The sequence below is a fragment of the Nocardia alni genome (genome assembly GCF_019038435.1).
GTDB lineage: Bacteria > Actinomycetota > Actinomycetes > Mycobacteriales > Mycobacteriaceae > Nocardia > Nocardia alni.
Genome location: NZ_JAGPOX010000100.1, coordinates 24,169 through 36,957, shown reverse-complemented (window position 1 = coordinate 36,957; position 12,789 = coordinate 24,169). Strand labels below are relative to the sequence as shown.

10 protein-coding genes are annotated in these 12,789 nt (G+C 67.8%); 2 read left to right on the top strand and 8 right to left on the bottom strand.

The features are described 5' to 3' along the window. Positions 1-205: 205 nt before the first annotated feature. Both JZ791_RS30470 and hisS read right to left on the bottom strand, forming a co-directional pair. On the bottom strand, positions 206-850 hold the full coding sequence (locus JZ791_RS30470) for a hypothetical protein (protein WP_216899011.1): 645 nt from the start codon (positions 848-850) through the stop codon (positions 206-208). 216 nt (positions 851-1,066) lie between these two features. Then, positions 1,067-2,341 (bottom strand): histidine--tRNA ligase, encoded by a 1,275-nt coding sequence (hisS, locus tag JZ791_RS30465; protein WP_216899009.1) that lies wholly within the window; start codon positions 2,339-2,341, stop codon positions 1,067-1,069. A 149-nt stretch (positions 2,342-2,490) separates the two neighbouring features. On the opposite strand from hisS, the gene JZ791_RS30460 reads away from it, so the two are divergent. Further along, positions 2,491-3,390, top strand: a complete 900-nt coding sequence (locus JZ791_RS30460) for a peptidylprolyl isomerase (protein WP_216899007.1) — start codon at positions 2,491-2,493, stop codon at positions 3,388-3,390. A 375-nt stretch (positions 3,391-3,765) separates the two neighbouring features. Continuing rightward, entirely contained in the window at positions 3,766-4,317 is a 552-nt protein-coding gene (locus JZ791_RS30455) for a hypothetical protein (RefSeq protein WP_216899005.1), read from the top strand. A gap of 125 nt (positions 4,318-4,442) precedes the next feature. On the opposite strand, the gene JZ791_RS46625 is transcribed toward JZ791_RS30455, so the two are convergent. From JZ791_RS46625 to JZ791_RS45380, 6 genes are all read right to left on the bottom strand, one after another. Continuing rightward, on the bottom strand, positions 4,443-5,225 hold the full coding sequence (locus JZ791_RS46625; protein ID WP_308163162.1) for a DUF4913 domain-containing protein: 783 nt from the start codon (positions 5,223-5,225) through the stop codon (positions 4,443-4,445). Between the two features lie 43 nt (positions 5,226-5,268). Continuing rightward, positions 5,269-7,131, bottom strand: a complete 1,863-nt coding sequence (locus JZ791_RS30440; RefSeq protein ID WP_216899003.1) for a type IV secretory system conjugative DNA transfer family protein — start codon at positions 7,129-7,131, stop codon at positions 5,269-5,271. Positions 7,132-7,166: 35 nt separating this feature from the next. Continuing rightward, complete coding sequence (locus JZ791_RS30435; RefSeq protein WP_308163161.1) at positions 7,167-7,700, bottom strand: hypothetical protein; 534 nt, start codon at positions 7,698-7,700, stop codon at positions 7,167-7,169. A 119-nt stretch (positions 7,701-7,819) separates the two neighbouring features. Then, complete coding sequence (locus tag JZ791_RS30430; RefSeq protein WP_438804571.1) at positions 7,820-9,625, bottom strand: peptidoglycan DD-metalloendopeptidase family protein; 1,806 nt, start codon at positions 9,623-9,625, stop codon at positions 7,820-7,822. Positions 9,626-9,712: 87 nt separating this feature from the next. Beyond that, positions 9,713-10,021 carry a transposase gene (locus JZ791_RS30425; RefSeq protein ID WP_216899001.1) on the bottom strand — a complete coding sequence of 103 codons (309 nt, stop codon included), beginning with the start codon at positions 10,019-10,021 and terminating at the stop codon, positions 9,713-9,715. Between the two features lie 34 nt (positions 10,022-10,055). Beyond that, positions 10,056-12,785: a hypothetical protein gene (locus tag JZ791_RS45380; protein ID WP_254206601.1), complete on the bottom strand. Its 2,730-nt coding sequence runs from the start codon at positions 12,783-12,785 to the stop codon at positions 10,056-10,058. Positions 12,786-12,789 lie beyond the last annotated feature (4 nt).

Below are 12,789 nucleotides of genomic sequence, written 5' to 3'. Positions count from 1 at the left end.
ACACGGGAGGTCGCCCTGGCAACCCCGGTCACGGGCTGGACCCCAGGGCAACCCCACCCTTGATGTACGCGAGGGAGGCGATGTCTGTATCGGTCAGGGTGACAGGTCGGACTGTGTCCTTCGCCCTGTCAGCTTCACCGCGACACAGAGGCCGCTCCGGCAACCCCCGGTCGCGGGCCGGTTCCCAGGACAGCCCACCCTCGATCTACCCGAGGGAGGCGATGTCTGTATCGGTCAGGGTGACAGGTTGGACTGTGTCCTTCGCGCGAACCAGCTTCACCGCGCGGTACAGCGGGCGCTCCCCCAGGCCTGCGTCGCGGGCCTCGGCGCGGAGCTGGCCGACCAGGATGTCGGAAACCGCGAGGGCGGCGGCCAGGGGGCAGGCTGCCAGGGCGTCGGCGAGTTTGCGCAGGCCCAGGATGTGGAGTTCGCGGCCGCCGCCCGCGTCGGTGTACATGGCCAGTGGGACGATCTGGCGGCCGCGGTCGGCGGTGACGCGCAGCACAATTCGGCTCAGGCGGCCGGGGAAGACCAGGATCTCCACACCGGCCGCGGCCGCGATGTCGACGCGGCGGCGGCCCAGCAGGGTGCGGGCCTCGATGACATTGCCCACCAACCAGATTCGACGCCGGTAGATCGAGGCCGCATACACCGCGGCAGGCAGCATGAACAGCACACCGGCCAGCACCGCGACCGGCCAGATCACCATGAACGCGAGCACCAGCGCCACGATCAGGCCCACCACGGCGGCGACCAGGGTGAGCCGGCGCAGCACCGGGGTGTACACCTCGGGCGCGATCAGGTCGAGCCCGACACGTTGGGCCCCTGCGGGATTCGATTGTTCAGTCACGTTCACATTCGTCCGGGTAGCGGGGTCGCGAACGCCTGACCGAATCGCCTTGCGCGACCGGGGATGTGAGACGAACGCACTGAGTTGGACTGCCCCCGACTCGTTTCGGCGGGCCAGGACCCACCTCGGATCCCGGCCGCACCCGCCCCGCTACGGAAAACTCGCCGACCACAGCCCCTCGCTCCGCCGATCCAGACCTGGTCGCCGAGCCTACTATCACTGCCGCGCGAGAGCCGTCGAGACAGTCGCCACGACGTCATCGAGCGGGATCTGCCGCTGATCGCCCGAGCCGAGGTCCTTCAGGCCGATCTCACCCTCGGCCAGATCCCGATCACCAAGTACCAGAGCGTATTTCGCCCCGGAACGGTCGGCCGCCTTCATCGCGCCCTTAACCCCGCGCCCACCGTAGGCCAGGTCCACCCGGATGCCCGCGGCCCGCAGCCGCGCGGCCAGCACGACCAGACGCGCGGTCGCGGACTCGCCCAGCGGCACCCCGAACACGTCCACCCGGGCCGGCTCCGCGGCGGCCTTGCCCTCGGCCGCCAGCGCCAGCATCGTACGGTCGACGCCGAGCCCGAAACCGATGCCCGACAACGGCTGCCCGCCCAACTGAGCCATCAGCCCGTCGTACCGGCCGCCGCCGCCGATGCCGGACTGCGCACCCAGACCGTCGTGCACGAATTCGAACGTGGTCTTGGTGTAGTAGTCCAGGCCGCGGACCATGCGCGGATTGACCGTGTACGGCACACCCAGCGCGTCCAGGTGCCCCAGCACCTGCTCGAAATGCACCTTGGCCGAATCGGAGAGGTGGTCGAGCATGAGCGGCGCGTCGGCTGTCAGCTCACGTACCTCCGGACGCTTGTCGTCCAGCACGCGCAGCGGGTTCAACTCCGCACGCCGCCTGGTCTCCTCGTCCAGTGGGAGCGCGAACAGGAACTCCTGCAACAGTTCTCGATACCGCGGGCGGCAGGTGTCGTCGCCCAGCGAGGTGATCTCCAGCCGGAAACCGTCGAGGCCGAGCGAACGAAACCCGGCGTCGGCGACCGCGATGACCTCCGCGTCCAGCGCCGGATCGTCCACGCCGATCGCCTCGACGCCGACCTGCTGCAACTGGCGGTAACGCCCGGCCTGCGGCCGCTCGTAGCGGAAGAACGGCCCGGTGTAATACAGCTTCACCGGCAACTGCCCGCGATCGAGACCGTGCTCGATCACCGCGCGCATCACCCCGGCCGTGCCCTCCGGACGCAACGTGACGCTGCGGTCGCCACGATCGGCGAAGGTGTACATCTCCTTGCTCACCACATCGGTCGACTCACCGACGCCCCGGGCGAACAACCCGGTGTCCTCGAAGATCGGCAGCTCGATATGCCCGTAACCAGCCAGTCGCGCCGAACGCACGAGCGCGTCACGCACGGCGACGAACTCCGCGGAGCCGGGCGGAACGTAATCCGGGATCCCCTTCGGGGCAGTGAAGCTGCTGGTCTTGGTCACGATCGTCCAGTCTCCCCTACTCGTCCCGGGCAAGTCCAACCGGTTATCCATGGGGATCGACTCGACGTCGCCGACCATATATAGGGCTATCTCAGGAATAAATGGCAGACTCTTGCGACGAACGCGGACCTACACGGGAGGTACTAGGAGTGCCGAGTAACGAACAGCGACGAGCAGCGGCCAAACGCAAGCTGGAGCGGCAGATGGCCCGGCGGGCCGAGCGCGCCCGGCGGCGCAAGCAGCTCACCATCGCCGGGTCCGTGCTCGGGGTGGTCATCGTGGTCGCGGCGGGCGTCGGTATCTACTACCTGACGCGCGGTGACGATCAAAGCAAGAATTCGGCCGCGGCCACGACCAGCGCCGACCCCTCACTGTCCAGCACACCGCAGGCCGCGGCCCCGCCGGCCCCGAAGCCGCTGCCCGCGACGGTGAGCTGCACCTACCGCGACGGCGGGCAGTCCGCCAAGCCCGGAATTCACAAGCCGGACAAGACCCAGGTCTCCACCTCCGGCGCCACCAAGGTCCAGATCCAGACCACGCAGGGACCGATCGGGCTGAGCCTGAACCAGGGCGAATCGCCGTGCACGGTGAACAGCTTCGTGAGCCTGGCCCAGCAGAAGTTCTACGACGGCGCGCCCTGCCACCGCCTGAGCACCGAGGGCCTGAAGATGCTGCAGTGCGGCGATCCGACCGGCAGCGGGCAGGGTGGTCCGGGATACGAGTTCGACAACGAGTATCCGACCGACCAGTACGCCAAGGACGACCCCAACGCGCAGAACCCGGTCGAGTACAAGCGCGGCGTGATCGCGATGGCCAACGCCGGGGCTGACCCGCAGTCCGGCAACGGCACCAACGGCAGCCAGTTCTTCCTGATGTTCGGCGATTCCCAGCTGCCCCCGCAGTACACCATCTTCGGCACCATCGACGAGCCCGGCCTGGCCACGCTCGACAAGATCGCCAAGGCCGGCGACGACCACTCTATGGACTCCTCGGCCGGCGGTGGCAAACCGAACCTACCGGTGGCTTTCAAGTCCGTCACGGTGAGCTGATCGGTCGTCCCCCGGCCGGAGCGGACCGCAAGCTGGTTTCGCTCCGGCCGGGGCGTGTCGGGCGTGCGTCCCCCGATCGCGTTCGGGCATCCTCATTATTGCGAGTTGGGCGGGTTTGCGGATGCGCCGGAAATGCGCGTTATATGCTTTCTGTACAAGCAACTAAGGTAACCCTGCATTTTGGCTGGTAGACTGGCGATACGGAGTACGACGGTGAGTTCGTCGCCCCACAGGGCAGTCGCACTCGCTTCCTCAGTTCGGCCTCCAGGTTGCGGGTGGGATGCCGCCGTTGGAACCACCGTTCCTGTGGCGTTGTCCGTCACGATGCACCACAATCATCCATAGTGATCTCACTGCAGCATCGGGGAGCAGGCCATGGCCGAGGAACTCGACGACATCGGTCGCGAAACAGCCGCGATTATGAGGCAAATGTTGCAGCTAGCGACCTTGGTCGCGCTGCGCACCCGGGAACGCGGGCAGAAGGAAGCCGAGGCCCGCGTCAAGGTAACTGAATCGCGGATCAAGGAGGCCCGCGAACTTCAGCTCCGGGAGTCTCGGGAGTCCAAGGCCCGAGATCCGCGCAACTCCGAGCTCTCACGCATGTTGGAGAGGCCGCCCTTGGAAAAGGGCGTCTCCCTGGAGAAGGACAGCTTCTCCGAACATGCCAGCACAGCACGAAGCGCCGCCCAGGCCGCAGCCTCCTCCCGCGCACCCATCCGTTACGACTCCACCGAGCGCCGTTCAGCCCTCGCGCAGCACCTCTCCCGCATCGGCGTCGCGCCGGAGCTGGCCGCCGTGCGAATGCTCATGGAGGTCGGCCAAGCGCAGCCTGCATCGGAAGCGGTAAGGACTTTGCCGGATGAGACCAGGCGACTTGCACAGTCTCGCGAACTCGAGGGCCGCGGACTGGCCCGCGTACGCGAATAAACTTTGGTGTTACGGGTACGTCGAAGGCTGTTGCTCGACCAGTGGCGGCAAGGAGTGCCGTCAGTGGTGCGACCGCACTCCTAATCCTGTGCGGCTGGCAATGCCAGCCGCACAGGGGTATTCGATCAGACCCGGTAGTCCCTGGCGTCGTCCGGATCGGTGAACATTCCCGGACTGACTGCTGACGGTAGCGGGGTGAGTAGTTCCTTATGCCCATGCCGTGCGCTGCAATAGCGGAACGGGCCGCGCGGGTCCAACAGCTGCTTCATCTGCGGGTCGGCCAGGGTCAGGAACCACTCGCTGAGGCCCACCGGAGCTTTCTGCCGGAAGAATTCCCATGCCCGCCACAGTGAATCGAGCCGAATGATCGCCTCGGGGTGCCGCCACCACTCCGGACACCAAACAGTTTCGGTGGTATCGGTGACCTGACGCTGATAGGTCACGCTCAAGTAGTTCTCTACGAATTCGACCACCGATGCGTAGACCCTGTCGACAGGTTCCTTCTCCTTGGAACTCTCCGGCAACGGAGGTGTCAACGGCGCCATCCAGTCGAAGACCTCCCGTGGCGGAGAAGTCAGCGGTAGTGGCGCCAACAACTGGCGATGTCCATGACGCGCGTTGCAGTACTTGAACGGACCAGAAGGGTCGAGCAGCTTGGTCATGTGCGGATCAGCATGGTCGGTGAACCAGATACTAAGGCCGGTGGTCTCCCTCAATCGGTAGTGCTCCCATGCCCGCCAGAGCGAGTCCAGCCGGACGACCGCCTCGGTGTGCTTCCACCATTCCGGGCACCACACGGCGTCAGTGGTATCGGTGACCTGCCGCTGATAAATGTAGCGCAGGTACTCGTCGACGAAAGCCGCGACGTTTCTGAAGTGCGTGGGCGTCGACTCCTCCGGTTGCGTCACCGATCCACCTCGCTAACGCCCATGATTCCTGTACCACAATCCATCACAGGGGCTGAACCTCCTGCGGTTGTCCGTACTGGTCCGGCTGATTCGCCGGGGCGAGCTCACGCTCCTGAACGAGATCGCTCATCGTGGTAGTGCGGCGAGCACCGGGCTCGTAGCGCTCGAGCGACGCGCGAACTTCGCTATCGTACTCGCCCTCCCACCAGGGGATGGTGCGGACCAGGACGGCCGGAGCAGCCGAGGTGAACACGATGATGCGCCCACGCGGCAGGGTGACCAAGGCGTTGACGTTGAAGGTGCGCGACGAGCCGAGCGAGCGTGAATAACTCTTGCCTCCCTTGGATTCCGACATCGACTGGGAGATCGAGTCATAGTCTCCGATGACCTCCGACCGTTCGGTGAGGAATTTGGTGTCGTCGATGCCGCTGCCCAGGACCTTAATGTTTGCCGCCGACCACAGCGCCGCCATGCCGTCCTCGCCCCAGCATCGTGCGCCTTGCGCCCACGATTGCAGAACGGTCATCACGACGATGCCGCGCGAGCCGAAATGGCTGTATTGCTTGGGAAGATCCTTCCAGCGCACCACGTTCGCGGCCTCGTCCAGTACCGCGAGCAGCGGCACCCGCAGCCGCCCGTGCGGCATTTGGGTCGCCTGGCGCATCGCCACATCGATCACGGCTGCGGTCAGTGCACTGACCAGCGGAGCAGCCGAACCGCGACCCTCCAGCGAGAGGCTGTACAACGTGCCGTTGCGTTCGAGAAATTCCAGCTCGTCGAATTCATATCGGTCACCGCCCGGCGTGATCCACGGATGCACATTGGACATCTTCAGGCAGCCGATCATCTTCTTGGCCGTACCGAAGATGCCGCTCTTGGTGCGCTCGTCGGTGTTGTACTGCGCGGACAGACTCGACGCCGTCAGGCTCAAGTCGGCGGATTGCCAGTAGGACGTGGCCTGACGCAGAACCTCGATAGGCTCCGGATTACGAGAGTTGGTGACCCACTCCCATACCTGCACGATCGGCTGCTGCGCCACCGCCGCGGCCAAAAACAGGCTCGCCAGCAGGTCCTCGGCCTCGGTATCGAAATAGGCGTCACCCTTGGAATCGCTGCCGCTGTCGGCGTCGGCGAAGTGGCCGGCCAGCTGCGCCGCACGCATCTCACAGCCTGGCCGCCGCGCGTCCACCCAACGCAGCGGATCCCAATACCAGGTAACCGTCTCCTCCGGCCCCATGGCCACGCCCTGGGGATCGAAGACGTAGACGTAGCGTGGATCGCCCTTACGCTCCCTTACACCACGCGTCGCGTCGACAACATCGCGCTTGTTCGAGGTCGCGATCACCGGGCCTATCGCAGACAGGATCGCCGGAATCACCCGCGAGGTGGACTTGCCCTGACGCGGACCCCAGATATCCAGATGCAGATCCTCGTAGGAGCCGTACAACGGGATACCCTCGGCGACAGAGATGCCGATCGGGACGCCGGGCGAATCGTTGTAGCCCAGTGAAACATCGAGCTGGGTGGCCTTCTCGCGCACACCCTTCTCGGTCAGCGCGGCGATAGCCCCGCCCTGGCCCATATGTTGCGCTTTGGCGTCGACCGCGAGTACGCCCTTACTACGGCGCTTCGCGAGTTCCTTCCGAATCATCACATACGCGATCACCGCCAAGATCACCAAGAGCACGATCAGCGTCGACGGGAAGGGCCAGTGCAGCTTGCCCTTCACCAGCGCGATCGCGATCGCGATCGGGTTGATCGGGATGTTCTGCTTGGTGGAGGACAGGAGATTGCCCAGTTGCAGCGCCACCCACAGGGTTCCGAGGACCGCGAACCCGAAGTAGATCATATACAGGGTGACGTCGGGGCCCGGTACGGCCGGGTCCTGCACCTTCTTCTTCGCCATGTCCGCCTCCTGGTGATGCGTTATGTGGTTGCCGCTCAGCGGAATCCGTCGAGCCGCCAGCCGCTGGGAGTGCGCACGACGGTGGCGATGACCGTCGTGGGTGGCAGCGACTCGTTGTGGCCGTCGGGATAGACGACGGTCTGCTCGATTCCGATCTTGTACTGCTGATGGTCGGGATCGGCGCTGGGCGGCGCCGTCTCGTCCGAGGCGAAGGCGAAGGCCCGCACCGTCGCGCCGGCCTGGGCCCACTGCGCCCACTGCAGCGAGGTGCCCGGCGTCTCGTTCGGGCTCGGCGGCGTGTCGAGTGCGCGAATCAGGCTGGGGCCCAGCCACTTCTGCGCACGCTGGAGCGATGAGCCCTGCGACTCGCGCGCCGGATACCAGGTGTAGATCTCCTTCAGCGCCGCGACCGCGACGCCGTCGGGGGTGCTCGGATCCGGCGCCGGGGCGGCCTCGAGCGGCCGGACGGTGGAGGTCGGCGCCTGCACCGAATCCGAACTCGAACTGCCACCACCGCACGCGGCGGTCGATACCGCGATGCCCACCACCAGTATCACCACCACATTCACATATCGGACGGACCTCGGAGCCTTGCCACCCAGGATTCCCAAGCGCTCCCTCCAGGCTATCCGGCGAGACCGACAGTTCGCAGCTACCGGCGAGTCGTCATGCCCGGCGTGTCCAGTATTCACAGCATCCTCCGCAACCGAACATCGCCCGGAATCGGCGCCTTGCTGACACCCGATGGATCGGCGGCGCGCAGCATCGTGCCGCCGCCCATGTAGATCCCCACCTCCGCGGGACCGCGCCGGCCGAAGCGGGAGAACACCAGATCGCCGGGCCGCGCCTGGGACAGCGTCACCTCCTCGCCCATCTCCCACTGCTGTTCGGCGGTGCGCGGCAGGTTGATTCGGCCCGAGGAGGCCGCGAAGACCGCCGCCGAGGTCAGGCCCGGACCGTCCAGGCCGCCGGAGGTCGGCCCGCCCGGACCGCCGCCGCCCCACACGTACGGGGTGCCGAGCCACTGCTCCCCCGCCTGCACGACCGCGTCGCCGCCGGAACCCTCGGAGGTCCCGGGCTCGAATCGGCCCTCCGAACCGGCCGCCCGGTAGGACGGTTCCATCGCCAGGATGTTCGCGACGTACGGCTGGGTCTCGGTGAAATGCGCGGCCACCTGATCGGGCATGCCGCCCGAGGCGAGCACCGCGCCCGCACCGGCGTTGTAGGCGGCCAGCGTGAGCGGCACCACTTCGCCGTGCACCTTGCCCTGCCGCTCCCAGCCCTCGATCTCGTGCGCCAGCGCGCACATGTAGCGGCCCTGCGCGATGATCGAGTCGCCGTCGTCCCACAGGCTCGGCGAGCCCCTGCCGTCCACGTCGAGCAGATACGGCTTGCCGTCGTCGGGATCGGTCTCGGCCGCTGTGCCGGGCAGGAATTGGGCCAGGCCCTCGGCCCCGGCCGGGGAGGTCAGTCCGCGCTGGAAGCCCGACTCCTGCCGTCCCTGCGCGGCCAGGATCGACGGTGTGATCTCCGGGCAGATCGAACCCGCACGGCGATACCAGATTTCGAGTTCGGGCGGCACCTTGCCCGGCGCGAGCGCACCTCCCGCGGTGCCGAAACCGCGGACGCACAACGGATCCACCGAATTCGGGTAGGCGCCACCGGCCTGCGGGGTGGGCGCACCGTCCAGCCAGGGCAGCGGATCGATCTGGGTCCCGCCGGTCAGCCGGCCGCCCGGGACGATCTCGAAATGCAGGTGCGGGCCCGAGGATTCGCCCGCCGAGCCGACCGCGCCGATCTGCTGTCCCGCCCGGACCCGCTGCCCCACCTGCACCCGCACGCCGCTGGTCCATTCGTGCCCGTACACCGCGGAGAAGGGGCGCCCGTTGACGTCGGTGGAGTCGATGACGATCCAGTTCCCGAATCCCGAGGCCGGACCGGCGGCCACGACGGTGCCGTCGGCCACGGAGTAGATGGGCGTACCGTCCGGGGCGCCGAAGTCCACACCCATATGCGTGCCGCCGCGCGCACCGAACGGATCGGTGACGTGGAAGGTTCCGGCGGGCAGCGGCCAGACCCGCCGGATCGGCGCGAGCGGATCCCCCGAACCCGGCGCGGTCGGCCCCGGATTCACCAGCGCCGCGGGCGCATTCGGCGGACCTTGTGTAATGCCTCCCGCAGCAGGCTGATTCGCCCCGTTCGGAGAGTTCGTGGCCCGCCCGGGAATCGGTGGCCCGTACGTCCTGGGCACACTCGGCGCCGCGGCCGGCGCATTCGATATCGACGCACCGGGAGCGGCCGTATCCGGCGCACCGCCCGAGGGCGCCGCCTCACCCGACAGCCCGCTGCCACCGGAGGTGGGCGCGGTACTGGACACCGTCTGCTGATCCGCGCAATCGTCCTCGGAGGACGGCAGCACGATCACGATCACCAGTGCGAGCAACGCGATCACACTGCCCAGCCCCATCCACAACCAGGATTTGACGTTCAGCACACGCCCACCCCGTCATCCTGGCGTGCCGACTGCCGTGATCCACACCCGCGTGTGATCACGGCTTTCCTTTTCGCGGAAAAACAGCGCTCACGTGAGACGTTTGTTGTCGTTGAGGGTTTCGACGAGGGTGCGGTTCATTTCCGCGGCGGCCGCCAGTTGTTGTTGCAGCAGGGCCACTTTGCGGCGCAGCGCGCCCGCGTCCATGCGATCCAGGCCCGGGCCCTCGGCCGCGCGGACCCAGTTGCGCACCGAATTGGTGTGCACGCCGATCTGCTCGGCCACCACCCGGCATGCCTCGGATTCGCTGCGCAGCTTGCCCGTCAACGCGACCACCTGCTGGACCGCGGCCTGGCGCACCTGCGGTGACACTCGTCGATACGACCTGTGCGGCATCATACGGCCAACCTCCCTAACCGACCGTGGCTGCCTCTCACGCGGCACTCCCCTCGTCACCCTCGCCGCCGGTGGAGTCGCCATCGCGGCGGGCAGTGGATTCGGTGAATTCGCTGAAACGCTGGTTGGTTTCGTGGATTCCGCTCTCCCTCTCCGAGGGCGTGAACTCCATGTGGAACGGTATGCCCGGCCGGCGATCCTCGCCGATCTTCAGCAGGAATTTGCCGGTGCCGGGTGCGGGCGGGCGGGCCTGGCCGGGCTTGAGCGCCTCACCCGTCAACGCCTGGGGCGCAGACCATCCGGTCACCATTTCCTCCTCGGCCGATGTGAAGGGAACCGTCGAATCCAGCCGCTTGATCTCCTCGGGCGGCAGCGCGCCGAAGATCTTCGCGCGAGCTCGCTCCAGGAAACCGATCGCCTTGGCGATGGCGGCCTCGGAGCCCAGTGACTGCAGGTCCTTGATGGTGTGGCTGATCATGATCAGCGAGGTGGCCAGGCCGCGCTGCAGACGGGTCAGCTCGTCGACCCGGTCGACCATGAAATCGCCCAGCCCCAGCACCTGCCACAGCTCGTCCATCACGACCTGGAAGTAGCGCTGCGCGCCCAGGTCGGCGTCGGCCAGCACGTGCGCGGCCTCCACGGACGCGAAACCGTCGGCCCAGCAGGACAACATCACCGCGGCCTTGAGCTTCTTGTCGCCAGTGGGGATGTGCGACACGTCGATGCACACCGCGACCGCGGTCGTATCGATCGGGGTCGTGGTCTGCCCGTTGAAGATCGCGCCGAAGGGGCCCTGGGTCAGGGCGCGCAGCGAGCGGCGCAGGCCCTTGATCGCCTCGAGGTATTCGTCCGCCGAGTCGGCGCCCGCGTCGAGCATCAACTGCTCGCCGCCCGCCACGATGACGTCGAGCAGATTCTCCATGATCGGCGGGCTCTCCGGGGCGAACCCGCTGCCCTCGCGGTAGAGAATGCTCAGCCCGGTGGAGATCAGGGTCTCCTCGTAGTCGCGCACCCGCGCCCCGCGCACCAGCTCGACCAGGCCCGCGATCAGCGTGACCTGCCGGGCGCGCAGCTCCTGGGTGACCTGAATCTGCAAGGCGGGCAGATCTTCCAGCAGCGGCACGACCTGGCCGAGCACACCGCCGGCCAGCGGATTCAGTTTGCCGTGGCCGTAACCCAGGTCGATGACCTGTCCGCCGACCATCTCGATCATGTGGCGGTAGTCGGGTTTGACGTCGGCCAGGATGAGCGGGGTGATGCCCTGGGCGATGCCGCCCAGCACGATGCGGCGCACCAGCGAGGACTTGCCGAAACCGTTGAGGCCCAACACGAAAAGACTCGGCGCGGTAATGAAGCTGCCGCGCATGAACCAGTTCATCGGATCGAAGCAGACGGGCGCGCCGGTGTGCAGATGCGAGCCGAGCGGGGTGCCGATCAGCGGCGCGCCCGCACCGACCGACCAGGGCCACAGGCCCGCGACCTGCGCGGTGGTGGCGCGGTATTCGACCGGCCGGCCCACCACGTTCATCCGGCCGCCGCCCGCGCCGACGTAGCCACGATCGGTCAATTGCGCCGTGGCACGGTCGAATCCGTCTGGTTGATCGCCTTCGGTGCGCGCGGCGGCATTCATCCGGCGCAGATCGTCGGTGCGGATGCGGAAGGTCGCCCACGCCGCGCGCAGGCCCGCGCCCTCGCGCGCGACGGCCTCGAGCCGCGCGCGGGTGATGTCGTCGAGAATCGACGGACCCTGCTTGCGCGGCTTGGCGGCCTTGCCCTTTCGCTTGCGCGCCGCAGCGGTGGCCTCGGCGGCGGCCGCCCGCTCACTCGCCCGGCGCGAACTCCCGCGCACGCGCTCACCGTTGCGATCGGTCACCCGGCGGCCGTTGCGCTCGGAGGCCGGCGCTCGGTTGCGGGTCAGGTGCGCGGCGTCGGCGCGCTCTCCCCGGTCCGGCTGACGCCGGGAACCGTTGCCGTACACGGCATTCGGATCGACCAGCGAGTGCCGATCGGTCGGCGCGTTCGACCCGGACCACTCTGTCGGCTGCTGCGGCGGACGCTGCCGCTGTCCGTTGTGTCTGTCCGGCATATCCTCACGACCTCTCCCGGTTCGGTCATTGGCCGCGCGAGCCGCGCCGGTGCGGTCGTCGGCGGTATCCGGGGACGGCGTCACCTGCGCGTCGTGGTCCGCGGATCGTCCCTGTACAGAACTGGATTCGAGCGCGAGTTGCTCGGGCGCCACCGGGTCCAGGCGCGTACCGAGTTCGCGCGAGGCGGAGTCGGCAGCCACCGGATCGACACCCGCGGGGTCCATGGGTGCGGCGTCCGGGCCCACCGGGGCGAAATCCGGCGCATGCTCGCGTCCCGGGTCCCGGCCCACCGGCCCCGGACCGGGCTCGGCGACCGTCCCGCGCTCCCGCGCCACCGTCTCCGACTGGTTCCTGTTCCTCGAATCACGCTGCGCCCCACGGCCTGTGGACGTCGCCCCGCGGCGCTCGCCCCGCGGCGCCCGCACCGGTTCCGAGTCCATCGACGGGTAATCGGACCGCTTGCGTCCGGTCCCGGGCGGCTCCCGGCGCGGGCGCATCGGCGCGTCGTCCCAATCGGCGGCACGCGGCTCTCCGGGCGTGTAGGCCTCCACGTCCCATTCGTCCGTGCGCCGCGATCCGCGCCGAGGCGGCACCGGATTCTCCGGATCCACCACCCGCTCGCTATAGCGGGGCGGTTCGCCGCGATAGCGAACCGGCACCTCGCCGTCGTCACCCGCCATACTC